Source organism: Rothia sp. HMSC066G07 (assembly GCF_001814485.1).
Lineage (GTDB): Bacteria > Actinomycetota > Actinomycetes > Actinomycetales > Micrococcaceae > Rothia.
In genome coordinates this window covers 220,991-241,347 of record NZ_KV816922.1, presented here as the reverse complement: position 1 = coordinate 241,347, position 20,357 = coordinate 220,991, and the positions used below count along the sequence as shown (strand labels likewise).

15 protein-coding genes and 1 pseudogene are annotated in these 20,357 nt (G+C 58.6%); 12 read left to right on the top strand and 4 right to left on the bottom strand.

Annotated features, from left to right (window positions below; all coding sequences use genetic code 11):
* Positions 1–77: 77 nt before the first annotated feature.
* Complete coding sequence (locus HMPREF2971_RS02580) at positions 78–2,858, bottom strand: DEAD/DEAH box helicase (RefSeq protein WP_070691094.1); 2,781 nt, start codon at positions 2,856–2,858, stop codon at positions 78–80.
* A 176-nt stretch (positions 2,859–3,034) separates the two neighbouring features.
* Between HMPREF2971_RS02580 and HMPREF2971_RS02575 the strand changes: the two genes are divergently transcribed.
* The 6 genes and pseudogenes from HMPREF2971_RS02575 to HMPREF2971_RS09360 all read left to right on the top strand — a co-directional run.
* The gene (locus HMPREF2971_RS02575) at positions 3,035–3,946 is read left to right on the top strand and encodes an oxygen-dependent tRNA uridine(34) hydroxylase TrhO (protein ID WP_070691090.1); all 912 of its coding nucleotides are present in this window, start codon (positions 3,035–3,037) and stop codon (positions 3,944–3,946) included.
* Positions 3,946–4,443 (top strand): GyrI-like domain-containing protein, encoded by a 498-nt coding sequence (locus tag HMPREF2971_RS02570; protein ID WP_070691086.1) that lies wholly within the window; start codon positions 3,946–3,948, stop codon positions 4,441–4,443. The genes HMPREF2971_RS02575 and HMPREF2971_RS02570 overlap by 1 nt, the downstream gene beginning before the upstream one ends.
* 328 nt (positions 4,444–4,771) lie before the next feature.
* The gene (locus tag HMPREF2971_RS02565; RefSeq protein WP_210398868.1) at positions 4,772–5,794 is read left to right on the top strand and encodes an LLM class flavin-dependent oxidoreductase; all 1,023 of its coding nucleotides are present in this window, start codon (positions 4,772–4,774) and stop codon (positions 5,792–5,794) included.
* Positions 5,795–5,989: 195 nt separating this feature from the next.
* Positions 5,990–6,349 carry a Cd(II)/Pb(II)-sensing metalloregulatory transcriptional regulator CmtR gene (locus tag HMPREF2971_RS02560; RefSeq protein WP_049331677.1) on the top strand — a complete coding sequence of 120 codons (360 nt, stop codon included), beginning with the start codon at positions 5,990–5,992 and terminating at the stop codon, positions 6,347–6,349.
* Positions 6,346–6,996 (top strand): cation diffusion facilitator family transporter, encoded by a 651-nt coding sequence (locus tag HMPREF2971_RS02555; protein ID WP_049341006.1) that lies wholly within the window; start codon positions 6,346–6,348, stop codon positions 6,994–6,996. Before HMPREF2971_RS02560 ends, HMPREF2971_RS02555 begins: the two co-directional genes overlap by 4 nt.
* Before the next feature lie 38 nt (positions 6,997–7,034).
* Positions 7,035–7,121 (top strand): annotated as a pseudogene (locus tag HMPREF2971_RS09360) (luciferase); the annotation flags it as partial.
* A 203-nt stretch (positions 7,122–7,324) separates the two neighbouring features.
* Here the strand turns inward: HMPREF2971_RS09360 and HMPREF2971_RS02545 are convergent.
* Both HMPREF2971_RS02545 and HMPREF2971_RS02540 read right to left on the bottom strand, forming a co-directional pair.
* A complete protein-coding gene (locus HMPREF2971_RS02545) occupies positions 7,325–7,858 on the bottom strand; it encodes a pyrimidine dimer DNA glycosylase/endonuclease V (RefSeq protein ID WP_070691079.1) in 534 nt (177 codons plus the stop codon).
* A 2-nt stretch (positions 7,859–7,860) separates the two neighbouring features.
* Positions 7,861–9,612 carry a DUF7059 domain-containing protein gene (locus HMPREF2971_RS02540; RefSeq protein ID WP_246825017.1) on the bottom strand — a complete coding sequence of 584 codons (1,752 nt, stop codon included), beginning with the start codon at positions 9,610–9,612 and terminating at the stop codon, positions 7,861–7,863.
* Between the two features lie 144 nt (positions 9,613–9,756).
* Here HMPREF2971_RS02540 and HMPREF2971_RS02535 point away from each other — a divergent pair, with 144 nt between their 5' ends.
* The 6 genes from HMPREF2971_RS02535 to HMPREF2971_RS09355 all read left to right on the top strand — a co-directional run bounded on the left by HMPREF2971_RS02535 (position 9,757) and on the right by HMPREF2971_RS09355 (position 18,518).
* The gene (locus HMPREF2971_RS02535) at positions 9,757–10,215 is read left to right on the top strand and encodes a pyridoxamine 5'-phosphate oxidase family protein (RefSeq protein WP_044145909.1); all 459 of its coding nucleotides are present in this window, start codon (positions 9,757–9,759) and stop codon (positions 10,213–10,215) included.
* A 341-nt stretch (positions 10,216–10,556) separates the two neighbouring features.
* On the top strand, positions 10,557–13,373 hold the full coding sequence (topA, locus tag HMPREF2971_RS02530; protein WP_070691071.1) for a type I DNA topoisomerase: 2,817 nt from the start codon (positions 10,557–10,559) through the stop codon (positions 13,371–13,373).
* Positions 13,374–13,685: 312 nt separating this feature from the next.
* On the top strand, positions 13,686–14,657 hold the full coding sequence (locus HMPREF2971_RS02525) for a Ppx/GppA phosphatase family protein (RefSeq protein WP_070691070.1): 972 nt from the start codon (positions 13,686–13,688) through the stop codon (positions 14,655–14,657).
* Positions 14,658–14,790: 133 nt separating this feature from the next.
* The gene (locus HMPREF2971_RS09200; RefSeq protein WP_141755847.1) at positions 14,791–16,392 is read left to right on the top strand and encodes a hypothetical protein; all 1,602 of its coding nucleotides are present in this window, start codon (positions 14,791–14,793) and stop codon (positions 16,390–16,392) included.
* A gap of 153 nt (positions 16,393–16,545) precedes the next feature.
* On the top strand, positions 16,546–17,661 hold the full coding sequence (locus HMPREF2971_RS02520) for a hypothetical protein (RefSeq protein WP_070691066.1): 1,116 nt from the start codon (positions 16,546–16,548) through the stop codon (positions 17,659–17,661).
* A 308-nt stretch (positions 17,662–17,969) separates the two neighbouring features.
* On the top strand, positions 17,970–18,518 hold the full coding sequence (locus HMPREF2971_RS09355; protein ID WP_070691064.1) for a DUF6609 family protein: 549 nt from the start codon (positions 17,970–17,972) through the stop codon (positions 18,516–18,518).
* A gap of 74 nt (positions 18,519–18,592) precedes the next feature.
* Here HMPREF2971_RS09355 and HMPREF2971_RS02510 read toward each other — a convergent pair whose 3' ends face one another.
* Entirely contained in the window at positions 18,593–20,002 is a 1,410-nt protein-coding gene (locus tag HMPREF2971_RS02510) for a chloride channel protein (RefSeq protein ID WP_070691060.1), read from the bottom strand.
* Between the last annotated feature and the right edge of the window lie 355 nt (positions 20,003–20,357).

The following is a 20,357-nucleotide window of genomic DNA, read 5'->3' as shown; positions in this document are numbered from 1 at the left end:
CCCCCCCCCCCCCCAGCACGCCCCGCGCCTCCTGTACGCCCCGTGCCTCCTGCAGTAATCTACGCCCCTGTAATAACCTACGCCTCCGCCATGCTCTGCAGCATCGCCTGCAGTAGCGCCCGTGCGCCGTGTTTGCTGAGCGGCTCGTTGCGGTTGCCGCATTTGGGCGAGTGCACGCAGGAGGGGCAACCGTTTTCGCATCCGCAGCTTTCGATTGCTTCAAGGGTGGCGCTCAGCCACTGCGCAACCGCGTTGAAGCCGCGCTCGCTAATGCCCGCGCCGCCGGGTGCGGCGTCGTAGACGAAAATGGTGGGCCTGCCGGTGTCCACGTGAAGCAGCGTGGAGAGTCCACCCAAATCCCAGCGGTCGCTGGTGGCGATGAGCGGCAGCAGCCCGATGGCGGCGTGCTCGGCGGCGTGAAGGGTGCCGGGGCCGTCCTCTTCGGTCACGCCCGCGCCGAACAGGTAGCTGGGCTCGAAGGTGAACCAGACCGCCTCGGTCATGAGCACTTCCGGCGGCATGGGTTGTGCCTCTTCGCCCAGGTATTCGCCGCCGTAGACGGAGAAGCGCCGGTACCCGGTGACCTGGTCGGTGACCTGAACCTGCCCGCGGTGCATGGTGAGCGGGGCGAGCTGCTGTGCGTCGGTTTCGGGGGTGGAGATTGCGGGAACAGGCTCGCCGGGAACCGCCTCCCCAACCATGTTGTGCGCACCGTAGCTGACCCTCGCACGCTCTGCGAGAATACGCACCTCCGTGCTCTCAACGGCGCGCGTGTAGTAGTCCGGGTAGACGTGGCTGAGCAGAATCACGCGCTCGCCCTCGCTGAGGGACTCGACCACGTACTGCACGCTCTGGTGAATGTAGATCGCGCCGGGGTGCCCCTGACTCATGGCGTGCGCGGCGTCCATCGTGCCGACGAGGGTGCCGTCTTCGGCGTCGATGAGCTGGTAGGGGCCGCCTCCGGTGCCGCGAATGTCGACCAGGTCGGCGGCGGATTCGGCGTGTGTCCAGTACCAGCCGTCCGGGCGGCGACGCAGGTACCCCTGCTGCACCAGCCGGTCCAGTAGCGCGGCGGTGTGCGGCCCGAACAGGCTCAGCTCTTCGGCGCGGATGGGCGCCTCCTGCGCGGCGGCGCACAGCTGCGGGGAGAGTACGTACGGGTTGGTCGGGTCGAATACGGTCGCCTCAACCTCCTGCCCGAAAATCGCCTCCGGGTGGTGCACCAGGTAGGTGTCGAGCGGGTTGTCGTCGGCGATGAGCACGGCGAGCGCGTCCTGACCGCTTCGACCCGCGCGGCCCACGCGCTGCATGAAGGAGGCGCGGGTACCCGGCCAGCCCGCCACGATGACCGCGTCCAGTCCGGAAATGTCGATGCCCAGCTCCAGCGCGGAGGTACTCGCCAAGCCGAGCAGTTCGCCGTTGCGGAGTTTGCGTTCGAGTTCGCGGCGCTCTTCGGGGGTGTACCCGGCGCGGTATGCGGCGACGCGGTGGGCGAGGCCCGCCTCCACCTCGTCGAGGTAGCGTTGGGTCTTCTGTGAGAGGATTTCTACGCTGCGGCGCGAACCGGCGAAAACCAGGGAGCGGGTGCGGGAAAGCACCAGGTCGGTGAGCATTTGCGCGCCCTGCTCCACGGGGGAGACGCGGCGCGGCGCCTCCTGCTCTGCCTTCGATTGGACCGCCTGCTGCTGGGTGCTGCGGGCACCCTTGGCGAGTTGATCGTGCGCCTTGGGCGGCATGAATTCTGGCTCCCAGAGCGCGACGGTGGTTTCACCGCGCGCGGAGGTGGACTCGGTAATGGCGGTAACCGCCTGCTGCGGCACGCCAATGAGCTTGGAGAAAGACTCGACCGGGTTGGAACTGGTCGCGGAGGCACCGTAGAACACGGGCACGGTGCGGTAGAGCGCGCAGACACGGCGCAGGCGGCGTAGCAGGTTGGCGATGTGCGCACCAAAAACGCCGCGGTAGCTGTGTGCTTCGTCGAGCACCACGTAGCGCAGCCCGCGCAGGAAGGACGCCCACTGCCGGTGGTTGCTCAGAATTGAGTAGTTGAGCATGTCCGGGGTGGTGAGGATGAAGTTGGCGTGTTCGCGGATCCAGCGGCGTTCGCCGGTGGGGGTGTCGCCGTCGTAGCTTGCCGCGTGGAGTCCGGGTAGGTTGTAGGAGGTGAGGGCGGTGAGTTGGTCGGCGGAGAGTGCCTTCGCCGGCGAAATGTAGAGAACGTTCGCTCTATTATTGAGGTTCTCAGTCCCGGAATACGCGGAAGTTGAGCTCACCGGTTCGCCGCACGATGCGCGATAAATAGCGTCCAGAGTGGGCATCAGGTAGCTCAGGGTCTTGCCCGAGGCGGTACCCGTCGCCACAATCACGTGCCCGCCGCTGCCTGCACTCTTCGCGTCTTCGGTGCGCGTTGCTGCCGATGCTTCGATACGCTCAGCTTCGATGCGCCCCGCCTGCCAGCCGTAGCGCGCCGCGCTCGCCGCCAGCGCCGCATCAAGGCCCGCATGGGCGGCGTTCGCCGCCTGCACCTGATGGGCGTAGGGCTCGGCAATACCGAGCGATTCAAAAGCCTCCACCACACGCGGATGCAACCACTGCGGCCACGGCGCGTAGCTCGCCTCCCTGGCGGCAATGGTGTGAATATGGGTCACCTGCTCGGGCAGGATTCCGGTACGTTCCGCCTCCGGCAGCAGGGATGCCAGCACCTGCTGTGCGCTCGCGGGCAGCTCGCGGTAACGGAGCGTTTTTGGGTGCGCCGTAGGCAGCCCCTGCTCGGGCTGGTGTGTGGGTTGCTGCTCGGAGTGCTGTTTAGGGTGCTGGTTGGCGTTCTGCGAAGGGGTGCTGTGCGGCATGGGTTCCATTGTAGAGCGGCGGGCGAAAACCCGACTTGCCGCCGGTCATGTGCCGTCCTGAATCTGTGCCCCGTGGCTGTCTGAACCCCGCCTCGGCACCGCTTTTGTGCTGCCGACCCCGTAGTCAGCGCGCACATATCAAAAAATCTGCATGCTTTAGGCGCATATGACGATAAAATAGTTTCGTGGCTCAAAATAAGATTATTCTGTATTACCAGTTCGCCCCTATCGCCGACCCGCAGGCGGTCATGCTCTGGCAGCGTGCCCTCTGTGAGAAGCTCGGCCTGCGCGGGCGCATCCTCATTTCCAAGCACGGCATTAACGGCACCCTCGGCGGCGAAATCAACGCGGTCAAGGCGTACACCAAGGAAACCCGCAAGTACCCCGGCTTCAAGAACATGGAGTTCAAGTGGTCCGAGGGTGGCGCGGAGGACTTCCCCCGTCTGTCCGTGAAGGCACGCGACGAGATTGTGGCTTTCGGTGCTCCCGACGAGCTGCAGGTGGACGAGAACGGCGTCGTTGGCGGCGGCGTGCACCTGAAGCCTGAAGAGGTTAACAAGCTTGTTGAAGAGCGCGGCGACGAAGTGGTCTTCTTCGACGGCCGTAACGCGTTCGAGGCGAAGATTGGCAAGTTCAAGAACGCTATCGTTCCTGACGTGCGCACCACCCACGACTTCATCCGCGAAATCGAGTCCGGCAAGTACGATCACATTAAGGACAAGCCGGTCGTCACCTACTGCACCGGCGGTATTCGCTGTGAGATTCTCTCCGCGCTCATGAAGAACCGCGGCTTCAAGGAGATTTACCAGATTGACGGCGGTATCGTGCGCTACGGCGAGAAGTACGGCGATAAGGAACTCTGGGAAGGCTCGCTCTACGTCTTCGACAAGCGCATGCACATGGAGTTCACCCCGGATACCGTCACCATCGGCAAGTGCGAACAGTGCGGCGCCCCCTCGAACAAGTTCGAGAACTGCTCCAACGATTCCTGCCGCGAGCTGGTTCTGCTCTGCCCCGAGTGCGCAGCTGATGACGCGAAGCGCCACTGCGTGCCCGAGTGCTCGGTGGACCGCGAAGCCGCCGAGGTGAGGGCCTAATGGCCTCCGCCAAGGAGAACGCGGTTCAGATTTCTGAACCTCGCATTGAGGAGCACCCGGCGATGGTCGTTGCCGGCGTTTCGCAGGTGTTCCCCCTGGATGGCGACTTCTCCTCGCTGTGGGATGAGCTGAATCAGAAGGCGTCCCCGGCGATGCTGGATGTTCTGAACGTGACCCAGTACCTGGGCGTGTGCACTCAGCCGAACCCGAAGGGTCAGGTCCGCTACACGGCGGGCTTCCTGGTGTCGGAGCCGGCGAGCGCGGCGAAGCTTGGTCTGGGCGTGCTGGAGTTGCCTGCGAGCACCTATGCGGTGGTTGAGGTGACCGGTCCGATTTCGGAGTCCATTCCGGCTGGTTTTGCGAGCTTTGAGGAGGCGTTCTTCGCGAAGAATCCGCAGTACCGCCCGGTGGGTGGTCTTGAGGTGTACGGTCGCGGCGATATGCAGGCGGCTGATTACCGTATGGAGCTGTGGGTTCCGCTGGCGAAGCGTTCCTAGAGCAGTTTGTATCTGTCGTTATAGCTGCAGTTTTAGCTGTTGAATAGAAGTGCCCGGTGGTGCGATGTGTTCGTGCCGCCGGGCTTTTCTATGCCCTTTTCGGGGTTGGGATGGGTGGCAGGTGCCGTGAGGTCGGGGGTGTGGTGCTCTCGCGTAACATTCCAAAATAAAATACTTGACACGTAAAGTATTTGGGTTTAGACTTAAACCATCAGCCCGGTAGTAGAAGAGATCGGGCGCAACCCGCAAAGGAAAAAACCATGAACACCCCAATAACCCTGGCACTCCGCAGATCGACGAATCCATTCGCATCAGCCACCTCGAGCCCATGCGCGGCGACGAGAAGAAGCTCGGCTTCCTCTCCTTCGGCCACTGGGCTGAGGTCCCCGGCTCCCGCGTACCGAACGCCGCAGAATCTCTACACCAGGCAATTGACCTTGCCGTAGGCGCCGAAGACATCGGGCTGGACGGTGCGTTCTTCCGCGTGCACCACTTCGACCAGCAGCAGGCAACCCCCTACCCGCTACTCTCCGCAATTGCCGCCAAGACCGAACGCATCGAGCTCGGCACTGGCGTGATTGATATGCGCTACGAAAACCCGCTCTACATGGCAGAACTTGCAGCCATGGCAGACCTCATAGCGGCGGGTCGACTGCAGTTGGGTGTCTCCCGCGGCTCGCCCGAATCCGTTATCCGCGGCTTTGAGAGCTTCGGCTACTACCCGGCAGAAGGCGAAAACGAGAGCGACATGGCGCGCCGTCACCTCGACATTTTCCTCAAGGCAATCGAGGGTGAGGGTATGGCACCCAGCGCTCGCGTCCCCGGCAAGTACGCCCCCGTCCAGCCGCAGTCGCCGGGTCTGCGCGACCGCATCTGGTGGGGTGCAGGTACCGATAGCACCGCCGTGTGGACCGCGCAGAAGGGCCTGAATCTCATGTCTTCAACCCTGATGCTGGAAGATAAGGGTATTCCGTTCGATCAGCAGCAGGCGCAGCAGATTCGCCTTTTCCGCTCCGAGTGGGTGAAGGCGGGCAATTCGGGTGTTCCGCGTGTTTCGGTGTCCCGCTCGGTGCTGCCCATTATTGATGAAACCTCGGCGCGCTACTTCGGTCGCCGCGCGGCAGAGGACTCGCAGGATTACACCGGCATTATTGACAACAGCTTCTCCCGCTTTGGTCGTAGCTACATTGGCGATCCGGCGGATATTGCCGAAGAGCTCGCCCGTGACGAGGCAGCCCAGGCAGCGGACACCGTGCTGCTGACCGTACCAAACCAGCTGGGCGTGGACTTCAATCTGAAGATGCTGGATGCCATCGTCAAGGAAATCAAGCCCGCGCTGACCACTAAATAAAGCCCCTGAGGTGAAGACTCCGCAGAACCTTCTGCGCTAGCAGGGTTTCGCGCCAGCGTGCCGCCGTCGCTTCCGTGATGGGCGGTGGTCGCTGATGAGCGCGAACTCTGCCGCCTCCCGAGGGCAAGGGCGCGGAGCACGTGCGACAGCCCGCACAAGTGGACAATTGGTCAGTTATCACTGTATAATCATCGTATGCTGACTATTGCTTCACACCTCGACGTCATGAACCGGCTCGGCCGCGCCATGGCCGACCCGACACGTTCCCGGATTCTGATGACCCTCCTCGGCGGCCCGAGCTATCCAGCCGTGCTCTCGCGCGAGCTGGAACTGACCCGCTCGAACGTGTCCAACCACCTGACCTGCCTGCGCGATTGTGGAATCGTCGTCGCCGAGCCCGAGGGCCGCCAGACGCGCTACGAGATCGCCGACCCGCACCTCGCCGCGGCACTGACGTCCCTGATCGACGTCACGCTCGCGGTGGACGAGGCAGCGCCGTGCATCGACCCGGCATGCTCGGTGTCGGGCTGTTGTGGAACGGCGGCGGGAGCATGAGCGAGACCCTGACCACCGCACGCCGTGCGATGCTGCACCGGCGCGTCCGCTTCATCGTCGGCTTCACGATCACGTATAACGTAATCGAGGCAATCGTCGCAGTCTGGGCAGGCGTCCTCGCCTCGTCCGCGGCGCTCATTGGCTTCGGGCTCGACTCGGTTGTTGAGGTACTCTCGGCCGCGGCCGTCACCTGGCAGTTCACCCGCAAGGACCCTGAGCGGTGGGAAACGGTCACCGTCAAGGCCATCGGCATCGCGTTCTTCGCGCTGGCGGCCTACGTCTCGATCGACGCGGTGCTGGCCCTGGTCGGCCAGGAGGGCCCCGACCGCAGCCCGCTGGGTCTCGGTATCACCGCGCTGAGCCTGGTCGTCATGCCTCTGCTGGCGTGGATTGAGGTCCGCACCGGGCGGGAGCTGGAATCCAAGAGCGTGATGGCCGACGCCAAGCAGCTCATCCTGTGTATCTACCTCTCCGGTGCAGTGTTCATCGGCCTCGTCCTCGACAGCCTGTTCGGCTGGTGGTGGGCTGACTCGGTCGCGGCGCTGGTCGTGGCGGTGCTCGCGGTGCGCGAAGGCCTGGAGGCCTGGCGCGGCGACGTCGAGTCGCCGTTCGAAGTGCTAGAGGACCTCGAAGACGAGGACGACTGACCCGTCGCCCGACGTTGAAGAGCCAGTGCTGCAATCCAGACATGCGCTACGAAAACCCGCTCTACATGGCTGAACTTGCCGACATGGCCGATCTCATTGCGGCGGGTCGACTGCAGTTGGGTGTGGACTTCAACCTGAAGATGCTTGATGCAATCGTCAAGGAGATCAAGCCCGCGCTGACCGCCAAATAAAGACCGCATGCCAAGCTGTTTCCGGCAATCTATGATGCGCTGAGATGTTTGTTCCCATACAGCTTGAGCCACACATACAGCAATGCCCCGGCAGGCACCCGCAAGGGTTCCGCCGGGGCATTACTATGCTCACGTTCTTAAAAATCTTTCGTCTTTTCCCAGGACTCAATAGCGCCCGGAACCACCTCAAAGAGCGGATGCGCACACGCCGCCAGCTCGCCGCGTGCCGCCAGCCGCTCGTTCAACCGGTGCTCCCACTCGGGGTCGCGCCCCGCCACCTTGTGCTGTAGAAAGGCGAGCTCGTACTCCAGCTGACCCAAAGGAACGGGAATACGCGCAACCGAAGCGTACGGGTTTTCTGCCTTGCCAGTGCAGTTTTTATCGGTGCCGTTTTTGCCTGAACTATTTTTGCCCGTGCTATTTTCGCCCGCGCCAATCAGTGCACGGTTGAACGAGTAGCCGCGGGCATCCGCCTCATCCGCCAGCCCGGACAGGTAGGCGGCAACCGCCTCCAACGGCTGCGGATGCGCGCGAAAACGAATCAGCTGCGGATGGTTCGTGTACCCGCGAGTCAGACCCCGCAGAACCTTCTGCGCCAGCAGGGTTTCACGCCAGCAGGCGACCAGGGCGCGGCGGTCAAGCAGGGAGGGGTGCAGGGACCAAATGCGCACGCTTAGCCCTGCGCTTCGGCAGTGCTCTCGCCAGCCGATGCTGCGCCCGCGTGCTCGTCGCTAAAGTGCAGGAAGCTCTTGAGTACCAGCTCGCGCACCGCGTGCAGCAGGGTGTCGCGCGGATGCTGCTCCTGCGTACCGCGCACCGCGGCGGCAGCCTCATCGTATTCGGGCCAGGACAGCAGCATGGCAAGAGCCGCCACGATCTGACCCACGGCAAGCTCACCATCGCTCGCCGACGCAAAACCCGCCGTCTCGGTGGAGAGTAGCTGGGTGCGGCACAGACCCGAACCGGCACGCAACAAAATGACGCTGGGGTGCTCGGCGCCAGGGCGGCCGTGGCGTTCCTCGGTGACGTCCTCGGCGACCTCCAGGTGTGCGGTAAGGAGCGCCTCATCGTCCATGGCGGCGAGGCGGTCGTAGCGGCGCACGGACTCGGTGAGGGCGCGGGCGATGGGCTGCTGAATCGGATAGGTGATCTCCTCGAAACGCTGCAGGGGCTCGGTCACGCCTGCCGCGGTAGCCTCGGTCGGGCGGCGCAGCCAAATCATGCCGAAACCAATAGAATGAACGTTCCGGGAAGCGAAGTCGTTCAGGTACGCCACGTAGGTCTGCTCGTAGTGGCTGCGGTCGCGGTTCTCGCTCGCATCCTTCAACCAGGTCTCCGCGTAGGAGGCGGGGGTCAGCGCCTCACGCTGAATAAACCACGCCTCCGCGCCGCCGTCGGCAACCCAGGCACGCGGGCGCTCATCCCACGGGCGCGGTGCATCCGGGTCCGCCGAATCGCGAATAATTTCCCAGTTGCCCAGCATCTGCGCGCGGCCACCGGGCACCAGCACCGACGGCAGCTGACGCACCATCGTGCTCACAATTTCGTCACCGGGCAGGCCGCCGTCGCGGTAGGTGAACTGCTCCTCGGCGCTCTCACCGGCAACGCGCGGGGTAATCACGAACGGCGGGTTCGACACCACCAGGTCAAAAAGCTCACCGGCGACCGGCTCCAGCAGGGAACCCTCACGCAGGCTCACGCGCGCCTGCGGGTTCTGCGGATCAATATTGAGCGCCTGCGCGTTCAGCAGCAGGTTAAAACGGGCGAACGCCAGGGCACGCTCCGAAATGTCGGTGGCGGTCACGTGCTCAGCGTGAGCGAGCAGATGGAAGGTCTGAATACCGCAGCCGGTGCCCACATCCAGGGCGCGCTTGACGGGGGTACGCTCGGTAATCTGCGCCAGAGTCAGGGAGGCGTGACCAATGCCGAGCACGTGATCCTTACGGAGCACTCCGGGGCGCTGATGCGCACCCAGGTCGGCGGCAACAAAGATTTCGGTGCCGTCATCGGCGGCGTGCGGGCGCAAATCAACGCTCGCGGACCAGCGGGTAGAATCCGCAGCGTCGCGCTCAATCAGCGCGGCATTCTCGAAGTCAACCAGGGCATCGCCGAAAACCTCGGCTGCCTCAGTCTCAGTGAGCGGGCGAGCCAGCAGGAAAAACGCCAGCAGACGCGCCAGGTTCTTCTCACCCGCACTGTAATCGCCGCGCAGAATATGCTCCACACGCCACAAGCCCGGAACCACCTGGTCACGAGCCATCGCCTCAGCCGCCTCAACACCGAGCAGCTCCTGCACAGCGTCATAGCTGTAGTTCAACGCCAACAGGCGTTCACGGATGCGGATCAGGCGGGCGTAATCATCGCTGCGGGGAGCATCCGCAACGGCGGCGTACTCGGGAGCGAAAGAGGCGGCAGAAATAGTCATGCACACCATTCTACGCACCCGCCGCATCTGCCCGGGCGCGCCCACCGCGTATAGGCGGCAACGCAATGACACGGCCCCGACCCACCCCCTGACCAAAACCGTCATCTACGCAAGAGCGCCCACCCCATCGCATACACTGAAACCATGAGTAACCTGTACCCCGATGAAAGTATCAGCGTCGACAAGTGCTGGGAGCGTCTGCACGCAAACACTCTCGGCCGCCTCATCCTCACTGACGGACAGCACGTCGATGTGCTGCCCGTGCTCTACGCCGTCGCCAGCCAAGACGACAAGCAGGAAATCTACATCCGCACCACCCGCGGCAACAAGTTCTCCTCCGTGGTGGTCAGCCGCCGCGTTGCCTTCGAAATCGACGAAACCCTCGAAGACGGCATCCGCTCCGTCATCGTGGTCGGTATCGCCCACTGGCTACCGCCGGAAATGACCCCGCAGATCGTGCGCACCTTCGACCTGCCCGACTCCGAAACCCACGAAATGCAGTGGGTGCGCATTGCGCCGCAGACCGTGTACGGCCGCGAATACCCGCTGCTGCCCGCATACCTGGACGGCACCCACCCCGACTCTGACACCCTCACTAGCTAGAAACGCAGGTGAGCGGGTGCGGTGCGCCCCAGCACCCGCCCCCATGTACCCCGTGCACACACCACCGCTCCGGTACCGTATGATGTACCGAGTACCCTGCGCACTCGTGCAAGCTCAACACGCCCGGTTCACATCAACTAGAACCGTGCCAGCTCGCCTCGCGCCGGGCCACCGCGCGCTCGCCGCATGAAACGCACCGAGCGCACCACATCAACCCAACATAAACTACACCCCCACCGATCACCTCACCCGCGTACAACCACAACCGACCGGCACCCACAAGCGCCAGCGTAGGTTATGGTTGAATACGTAGCTTTTCAACACACAGATAGAGGAGTGCCGTGCCCGCTCAGGCAAAGACCGGAAAAGCCCTGCTGATTGTGGAGTCTCCCTCCAAGGTCAAAACCATTAGCAGCTACCTCGGCGAGGACTACCTTGTCGACTCGTCCATGGGCCATATCCGCGACCTTCCGCAGCCCTCCGAACTGCCCGAAAACCTCAAAAAGAGCCCCGTCGGCAAGTTCGCTGTCAACGTTGAAGAGAACTTCGAACCCTACTACGTGGTCAACCCCGACAAAAAGAAAAAGGTCGCCGAACTCAAGCGCAAGCTCAAAGAAGTAGACGCGCTCTACCTGGCAACCGATGGTGACCGCGAAGGTGAAGCCATCGCATGGCACCTGAAGGAAGTCCTCAAGCCCAAGGTACCCGTCTACCGCATGACCTTCCCCGAAATCACCCGGGAAGCCATTCAGCGCGCCTTCGGCGAACTGCGCGACATCGACCTGCACCTGGTCGACGCGCAGGAAACCCGCCGTATCCTCGACCGCATCTACGGTTACGAAATTTCCCCCGTACTCTGGCGCAAGGTCGGCCGCGGCCTCTCCGCAGGTCGCGTGCAGTCCGTCGCAACCCGCCTCGTCGTTGAACGCGAACGCGAACGCATGGCCTTCGTCGCCGCCAACTACTGGGACCTGACCGGACGCTTCCTGACCGCAGCCTCCGAAGGCTTCGACGCCAAGCTGGTCGCCGTAGACGGCAACCGCATCGCCACCGGCAAGGACTTCGCCGACAACGGCACCCTCAACACCTCCAAGGTCACCCACCTGAACGAGGAAGCCGCCCGCGCGCTCGCCGCTGCCCTGCAGTCCGCCGCGTTCTCCGTACGCTCCGTTGAGACCAAGCCGTACAAGCGCCGCCCGGCAGCGCCGTTCACCACCTCCACCCTGCAGCAGGAAGCCGCACGTAAGCTGCGTTTCTCCTCCCGCGTGACCATGCAGGTGGCGCAGCGCCTCTACGAAAACGGTTACATCACCTACATGCGTACCGACTCGGTGGCACTGAGCGAGCAGGCTATCTCCGCCGCACGCCGCCAGGCATCCGAGCTGTACGGCGCCGAGTTCGTGCCCTCCGCACCGCGCGTGTACACCTCCAAGAGCAAGAACGCGCAGGAAGCACACGAAGCAATCCGCCCCGCGGGTGACACCTTCCGCACCCCGGACGCTGTGCGCGGCTCCCTGTCCAACGACGAATTCCGCCTCTACGAACTGATTTGGAAGCGTACCGTCGCCTCCCAGATGGCTGACGCGACCGGTTCCACCGCCTCCGTGCGCCTGGGCGCCGTGGCATCTAACGGCCAGGACGCCGAGTTCGCAGCATCCGGTACCGTCATCACCTTCCGAGGCTTCCTCGCCGCCTACGAGGAGGGCGTTGACGCATCCCGCGTGGCTGAGCGTGAGGCGAAGGACGCTGAGAAGCGCCTGCCGAACCTGACCACCGGCGAGGCACTGACCGCCGAGGCGATTGAACCCGCCGGCCACGAGACCCTGCCGCCTCCGCGCTACACCGAGGCGTCCCTCGTGAAGACCCTGGACGAGCTGGGCATTGGCCGCCCGTCCACCTACGCGGCGGTTATTTCGACCATTATGGACCGCGGATACGTGAACGTTCGTTCTGGTTCACTGATCCCGTCCTGGATCGCGTTCTCCGTGGTGCGCCTGCTCGAATCCAGCTTCGGTCCCTACGTGAACTACGAGTTCACCGCGCAGATGGAAGAAGACCTCGACCGCATCGCACGCGGCGAAGAATCCCGCGTCGAATGGCTGGGCGAGTTCTACTTCGGCGGCGGCTCCAAGCGCGGCCTGAAGCCCATCGTCGACAACCTCGGCGAGATTGACGCCCGCAGCATCAACTCCATCCCGATCGCGGACGGCATTGTGCTACGCGTGGGCAAGTTCGGCCCCTACCTGGAAGCCGAAGGAACCCTCGACACCGAGACCGGCGAACTGACCGAACCGATCCGCGCGAACGTACCTGCCGACCTGGCACCGGACGAACTGACCGAAGCGAAGGCACGCGAACTGCTCGAACAGGGCAAGTCCGACGGCCGCGTACTCGGCGTGGACCCGGTCTCCGGCAACCAGATCGTGGCACGCGACGGCCGCTACGGCCCCTACGTCACCGAGGTGATCGAGGAGATGACCGAGGAGCAGATCCAGGCATACCTGGACGCGCAGCCGACCGAATACTACAAGAACGGTAAGCCCAAGCCGAAGAAGAAGCCGAAGCCCGCCAAGCCTCGTACCGCGTCCCTGTTCAAGTCCATGGACCTGGCGACCGTGACCCTGGAGCAGGCACTGCAGCTGATGAGCCTGCCGCGCGTGCTCGGTACCGACGCTGAGGGCGTGGAGATTACCGTGCAGAACGGCCGCTTTGGCCCGTACCTGAAGAAGGGCACGGACTCCCGCTCGATTGGCAGCGAGGACGAGATCTTCACGATTACGCTGGAGCAGGCCCTGGAGATTTACTCCCAGCCGAAGCAGCGCGGTCGTGCGGCGGCTAAGCCTCCGCTGGCTGAGCTGGGCGTGGACCCGGTCAGCGAGAAGAAGATCGTGGTGAAGGACGGCCGCTTTGGCCCGTACATCACCGACGGTATTACGAACATTACGGTTCCGCGTGCGGAGTCGGTCGAGTCGCTGACCCACGAGCGTGCGGTGCAGCTGCTTGCTGACAAGCGCGCGAAGGGCCCGGTCAAGCGTAAGACCGCCGCGAAGAAGACCACCACGGCTAAGAAGACTACTGCTAAGAAGACGACCGCAAAGTCTACTATCGCGAAGAAGACGACCACTCGTAAGACCGCGGCGAAGAAGACCGCCGAGTAGCTCTTCTACCTAAAGGCGCAGGATGCGTCCCGAACCCCTTAGTGGGGTGGGGTGCCTCCTGCGCCTTTTGCGTGCCCGGGCTTTTGGGTGTCCAAGGAACGTTTGTGCTCGGGATGTTCGGCGCGTTCGGTGTGTTCGGCGCGTTTTTGTGCCCGCGCTGTGTTTTTTTAGGCTTGCGCTGTGCTGATGCTGGGCATCCGCCCGGATTGTTTGCGGAGTGAGCCGCGCCTCTGACAGACTGGAAGAGGCGCCGCACCTGCGGTACCGCACACAGACAATATCCTGCCGCGGGGCGGGGGAGGGGAGCGCACCATGCGCCTGGGAGTTCTGGACGTCGGATCGAATACGGTCCACCTGCTGCTGATTGACGGTAGCCCTGGAGCGCGCCCCGAACCGTACGCATCCCACAAGATTCCGCTGCAGCTCGTGCAGTACCTCGACGCCGAGGGCAATATCTCGCAGGAGGGCGCGGACGCGCTGACCCGCTTCGTGACCAGCGCCCGCGACTTCGCTATCGAGAATGAGGCGGAGGACCTGCTGGCGTTCTCCACGAGCGCTATCCGTGAGGCGGGTAATGGTGCGGCGGTGCTACACCAGGTGCGTGAGCAGACCGGTGTGAGCCTGAACGGTATTTCGGGCGACCAGGAGGCGGCAATTACGTACTTTGCGGTGCGCCGCTGGCAGGGTTGGGGTGCGGGCCGCATCCTTGATTTTGATATTGGTGGCGGCTCGTTTGAGTTCTCGACGGGTACGGATGCGTTGCCGGATGCGGCGATGAGCGTGCCGTTGGGCGCGGGCCGTCTGACTCGTGAGTTTTTTGATGAGCAGCCGCCGAGCCCGAAGCAGGTGAAGCGTCTGCGTAAATATGTGCGTGAGCAGATCGCCCCGGTGGCGGAGAACCTGTTGCAGTATGGTGCGCCGGATATGACGGTGGGTACGTCGAAGACGTTCCGTTCGTTGGCGCGTATTTGTGGTGCGGCGCCGTATTCGGCGGGCCCGCATGTGAAGCGTGAGATGCATCTGCAGGATTTGCGCCTGTGGACTCGTCGCATGGAGGCGATGACGGTGTCTGAGCGTGCTGACCTGCCGGGTGTTTCGAAGGCGCGTGCGGAGCAGATGCTGGCGGGCGCTATTGCGGCGGAGGCTGCGATGGAGGCGTTTGGTATTGAGACGATGCGCGTGTGCCCGTGGGCGCTGCGTGAGGGCCTAATCCTGAAGCGTATTGAGCATCTGGCGGAGGGTACGGGTACTCCGGTCAACCCGAAGACCCTCCTGGGTGCGTAACCGGTGCGTGACGTGGCCGAATAGCCGCGCGTGAACCCCGCAGGCTGGTGTGTAATGGGCACCGCCTGCGGGGTCACCGCATTTCTTTTGTATATAACCCGCCGACAAAGACGTAGGAAAGGAACAATCACCGATGAAAATTCAAGAAGTTATTGACGAGGTCAATGAAGCCTGGGGCGAAGAACATGAAGAAAAACGGAGAAAAATATTTAGAAAATATATTATTAATGCCCCTTTTAATCTTTTCGGTATCGTCACTATAGCTTATTTCTTTGTAATATGTCCAGCAATTTTGGCATTTATTTCCAATCCTGAAAAAACAGGTAGTTCAATTAGTTTGATATTTCAGGTTGTATTTAATGTTCCGTATTATATCTTTGATATACGGATTGGAATTATTGCTTCCTTGGCTAGCCTTCTTTTGAGTCTATATGTTAGTGTAGGTAAATTTGCAGATGGGGTAGAGGGCCCTTTGGGCGACGCTCGCCGTGCAGCCTATCGAAAATTTGCTAAACGCGTTAGTTACATTGTTTCTATGGTGTTTATTGTAAACTTTTGGTATGCCGCTTTTGCGGGTTACCTTCAGGGTACATCGTATGCTCCTGAATTTTTTGGACCATGGCGTGTAGGTCCTGGATGGGGCACTTATTTCGTTCCTGTTGAAATTGATCTTTCAAGGTATGGAGATATTCCTCAGTGGCTCATTGTATTTTTTGCTTGGTTCACACTATCTTCTGGATTGATGTTAACTTATAATGAAAAGGATATTCTGATTGATAATATATCTAGGCTGAAAAAATTTAATAAGATATATAAAAATATCAACAAATCTCATGTCGATGAGTATTTCGTAGTGGACTCTTTACTTGCAGAGTCAAAGGTCGAATCGAATGATTCTTATACTGCAGATGGGCATATTGACTCAGATTGTAAATATGGCGACCGTTTTGTATCTGAGATTAGCCATATTGGATTTAGCTTCAAAGTCAAAACAAATCTATACCTCAAGGGTCTTGTTGAACTGCTTAGAAATTCTGGGCTGATTTTCTTGTGTATTATTTGTTTATTTTTTAGCCCGTTATCATTTTTCCTTGTCACTGGTTCATTTGAGTTTGCTGGCTCGGTTTTTGGTGTTATTATGGGTATTTTTCTAATTGAGTTGCTTATTAGGCTTTTTGAAAGTGGGCATTTATATAAGGGACTGTATATTGCGGAAACGTCAGATTTGAGTTGGTGGCATAAGATTTTGATTTGGGGTAGGTACTTTTGGCCCGACCTAGTTGGAAAGTGGATATATAGAACTATATATGGTCTATTTATCTTATTGGTATTGGCATATTTGTATGCGTCATATTTGGACTCTGCTGATAAATCGGTGAAGCCAAGTCTCTTGGCTCTCGTGGCCATATTTATAATTTCAATATTTAGTGCTTACTTGGTAATGAAATTATTGCAGTACGATATAAAGAGTATTTTTGACAAAGAACTTAAAGTTTACTCTGATAAGTTTATATCCTGTTACTTTGAAGAATCTGAGAGTGGCAAGTCTTTGGACTATCTGTATATAGCTTATATTTATATGTCGGTGCGGAAGATTAATGATTACTATGCGGTATATAAATCTGAAGTGGGAAAAGATAGTTTATCTCCTGTTTATAATCGAAAAATACTTTATCGATATTCGAGGCCGGCTAATTCGAGGCCTCCAAAATCTATTCGCCGCATGCGAGATTAAATATTTTGAGTTTATAGATGGGTAGGGGTTTATGTAGTTATGAAAACATTTTTTGCGTGAAAGATCTCAGTAAATTCAATCAGGGAACTGCGAGAAATGCGAATTTTTCTCCATAGTGATTAGTTGACAATACGAAGAAAGGAACAATCATCGATGATGAATCAACTACTGTTAGCGCAGGTGCTAGCTGAGGGATTCAGCTGGGACTATCTCTGGCATTGGACCCATGACCAGGATCTCGGCAAAGTGCTGATTTCTGCAATCGCGCCGATTGCAACGGCAATCATTGCTGCTTTAAGTCTTATACTGAGTGCCCGCAGGGAGACTAAGCAGATGGAACTCTCCAAACAAGGGATGCCACCTGAGTTAACTCGTTATAAGGAATGGCTTGAAATCTCTAAAAGTCATAATGAGCTTATAGAATTTGAAAAAAGTAATAAATTTGAAGGCTTAAGAAATGAATATCAAGAAATTAGAAAATCTCGAAAAGCTGCTCTTGAGCGTGCTGTTTGGGAACGCAAGGTAATCTCTGTATGTCCGGAAATTAATGGGCAAAAACGTCTCTTGAATGTTTCAGAAGGAATAATAGTTAGCAGTATTAAAATCAAATCTATTCCAAACTTTGGAAGTGCTGTATTTACTGCAGTTGAAGTGATTATTTCGATTCTAATAATCATTCCTGTATCTATATTTATAGTGGCATACTTATCTTATATGTTTGATTATATTATGTCTGAGAATTGGGATGTTGTGCGTTTAGCGAAGGATGTATCCTTGGTTGGATTTATTCTCTGGTTGTCAGTTTTTTTCAGTAATGCTATAAGTGCTATACACATGGGCTCGACGGGGAAATGTTTTGCTGAATATGGTTACCTTCGCATTCTTCAAGAAAATATGTCAAATGAAGAGTTTAAAGATGTGTTGAAAAATTCTTCTACTGTGGATAGGAATTCGCAAAGATTTTTCTTTGCCTTGTGGAATGGAAAGTATCGTAATTTTGTATCTTATCCAAAAACGGTGAATTTAAGATATTTGAGTATTTTGGGCTTAATTGTTTTTGGCCTTCCTTATTGGGTCGTAAATTGGGGGCATAAAAAGCGTGGGTACAACTATGGTGAATATAAGCCAGAAGTGTTTGGAATTTTAGAGAGAGCATCGGAGGAAAAACAAATCGAGCAAGATGTAAATCTGAAAGGTAAAAAGGCTTCTATTGGTAGGCGGATGGTTCTATGGATTTCTAAAAAGTGGGAATCTCTGAACCGTGATTAATAAATTTTGGCTAGACCCCTGTTCTCTATGGCTTCTCATCATCGGGGAGTTGTAACCCCCTCCAGAATTTGTGCCATAGTTTAGCGTCTTCTGCCATGGTTTTTAACTACGACCAAAGACGCTAAACCATGGCACAACTTTTGTTGCCTTTATGCTTCATGGGGGTTATCGCCATTTTGATCTAATTGCAGAGGATATAATTAGCAGAAAGAAGGGGTGGAGTATACTAATACATGGCAGATTTTTTACAATAAAATTTAGTTGCACGATAAGAGAAATAATTTTACGAGAGACTATTGGAGGAATCGATGGCTTTTCTAAGCTACAACAAAGACGAAAAGTTAGAATTTAATTACAAGAGGGCATGCGGTCTGTGGCTAATTGTGGTGGCGGCAGTTATAGCAATAGCCACCATGACCGGAGGAAAACAAATAATAAATATGCAAGTATTCAGTATTGGGTACGTCGTCAGCTTTTTCTCAATCAACATGAACAAGAAGGTGCTGAATAGACTAGCCGATGGCCCTTCGAGCGAATTTCAAAAGAAGGTATCTTCACGTGCCGTTATTCTATTATTTGTCTTAATGGTTTTGCTGGGCGGCCCATTCTTCGCAACTGAAAATTGGAGATTGATTTGGCTTGGAGCGCTGATGGCAACCGCACTGCACTTCTTCCCATACTATTTTGTGCATGGAAAGTCAATGATATACCTGGGTCTTATCTGTGCCATTAACGTGTTTGCAGGATATATTTTTACCAACATTCCGTTAGAAGTAATCGCATATATCGACGCGGCAATTAAGCTCGTATTCGGAGTCTATCTGCTATTCCTTTCAAAGCCGTCAAAGCAAATTTAAGGCAGTTCTTCGGCGCAACAAATCAGGGCGGCCCCGGACGCACACGCATCCGGGGCCGCCCCTATTTCTGCAATCTACTTCTTGGCTCCGAACACTCGCGTCCACGCCCAGCGGGTCAGCACCGCCGTACCCACCGCAACCGCCATCGGCAGCCACGCACTCGCACCCTGACCCGTAAAACCAATCAACAGAGTCAACGCAGACAACGGCGCATTCATCGACACACCCAAAAACGCCGCCGTACCCGTCAACGCCGCCGCATACAACACCATCGACGCACCACCCGGCACCCCTCCCAAAGCAGGGAACGCCCACAGTACCAGCGCCGCAACGCTAAACGCGGCCGCCGCACCCAACGCCAAACCCGGCGTCAGCGTGCCACCGTACGAGCCCGAACGCAAGCTCAACAGCACCACGGCAGCCTTCGCCACGCACAGAGCCACCACATACCAGGCCGCCACCGCAGACAGACCGCCAGCCGTCGCATCCAACGACACATTAAACGTGTGCTGAGTCAGCAGACGACCATTACCCAGAATCTCCGGAAGCCACAGCGAAACCACCGCGACCAGCGCAAACGCCACAGGAATACGCCACAACAGAGAACGATCCTTCGCCTTCAACTTCTCCGCACGCTGCGACAACGCCCTAAAACCCAACGCCAACGGAGCCAACACCACACCCGTCAGCGCCGCCACCGTCAGCGTCGTCGCATCCAACGGAAGCTGCGGCACCGGGTACGTCGGCTCATTGACAATCACCAGATTCGCCGTGACCGTCGCCGTCCACACCGTCACCGCACCCACATACAGCGACCGCAAGCTCAAACCAACAGCCATCGCCTCCACAAGGTACACCACGCCACCAATCGGCACCTGATACACCGCCGCCAAACCAGACGCCGCACCCGCCGCCACCAGCAGACTACGCTCACGAACACCCAACAGTGCGGCACCATCAGCGCCCACAAAACCAAGACGCTCCAGCAGATTCGAGGTGCGGCCAGCCGCCAAAGCACCCAGCTCACGAGGCGCGACCTCCTTACCCACAGGAGAGCCCGCACCCACAGCAACAATCTGAATCACCGAATGCGAAATCTGCCGCCACAGCGACGGGGTACGGTCCTCCTCGGTAGCACCGGCAATCTGCGACTTTACGCCGACCACACGCCGCCCACCGGACTGCAGGTAGTACCACACCAGCGCCACAAACGGGCCCAGCGCTGCTAAAACCAGGGCACGACGCGCCGGATCGGCGCCGTCAGTCACCATCGGGTGATGCCCCTCAGACTGACCGAAAGTTAGCTCCTGCATAAAGTCCAGAACATAATGCAGAGCAATCGCGCCCAAGCCGCTGAACACGCCCGTGACCAGCGCGGCAAGGGTCAGCCCCAGCAGGAAGCGAAACGAAAAAGAACGGAAACCCGCAGGGTTCTGCGGGCTATTCGGGGAAGAATTCGAGGAAGAACCAGTATGAGAAGACATAGAAAAAGGGGTTTGTGTGTTGCGTGCTGTGTGGTGTTGGAGGCTTCACAACCCGCGCGAACCGCGGCGAAAGCCGTGGCGCAAACCGGATGGAAACCGCAGCGAAATCGGGGGAGACAAAGCCGATTTAATTTTACGCCCGCGCTTTTTGCGCCTCAGCAACGGGGGGCAACGCGAAAACCCGGTTTCGGATGGCAACACGAGCCTCGCCCACGGGGTCGGCGCATCAACTCTCGGCTTTCACGCGTTGGTTCGGTGTGCCCCAAACCACCCGCACCCGCTAAGCTGGAAGGGTACGCCTCCATGCACCCGCCGCACACTGTGCAAAGTAGCCGCCGGGCGCAGGCACCTCATT

Coding starts and splice junctions, on each gene's coding strand:
- HMPREF2971_RS02580 (WP_070691094.1), bottom strand. CDS start 2,858: ATGGAACCCATGCCGCACAGCACCCCTTCGCAGAACGCCAACCAGCAC.
- HMPREF2971_RS02570 (WP_070691086.1), top strand. CDS start 3,946: ATGGCCTCCGCCAAGGAGAACGCGGTTCAGATTTCTGAACCTCGCATT.
- HMPREF2971_RS02565 (WP_210398868.1), top strand. CDS start 4,772: ATGCGCGGCGACGAGAAGAAGCTCGGCTTCCTCTCCTTCGGCCACTGG.
- HMPREF2971_RS02560 (WP_049331677.1), top strand. CDS start 5,990: ATGCTGACTATTGCTTCACACCTCGACGTCATGAACCGGCTCGGCCGC.
- HMPREF2971_RS02555 (WP_049341006.1), top strand. CDS start 6,346: ATGAGCGAGACCCTGACCACCGCACGCCGTGCGATGCTGCACCGGCGC.
- HMPREF2971_RS02540 (WP_246825017.1), bottom strand. CDS start 9,612: ATGACTATTTCTGCCGCCTCTTTCGCTCCCGAGTACGCCGCCGTTGCG.
- HMPREF2971_RS02535 (WP_044145909.1), top strand. CDS start 9,757: ATGAGTAACCTGTACCCCGATGAAAGTATCAGCGTCGACAAGTGCTGG.
- HMPREF2971_RS02525 (WP_070691070.1), top strand. CDS start 13,686: ATGCGCCTGGGAGTTCTGGACGTCGGATCGAATACGGTCCACCTGCTG.
- HMPREF2971_RS09200 (WP_141755847.1), top strand. CDS start 14,791: ATGAAAATTCAAGAAGTTATTGACGAGGTCAATGAAGCCTGGGGCGAA.
- HMPREF2971_RS02520 (WP_070691066.1), top strand. CDS start 16,546: ATGATGAATCAACTACTGTTAGCGCAGGTGCTAGCTGAGGGATTCAGC.
- HMPREF2971_RS09355 (WP_070691064.1), top strand. CDS start 17,970: ATGGCTTTTCTAAGCTACAACAAAGACGAAAAGTTAGAATTTAATTAC.
- HMPREF2971_RS02510 (WP_070691060.1), bottom strand. CDS start 20,002: ATGTCTTCTCATACTGGTTCTTCCTCGAATTCTTCCCCGAATAGCCCG.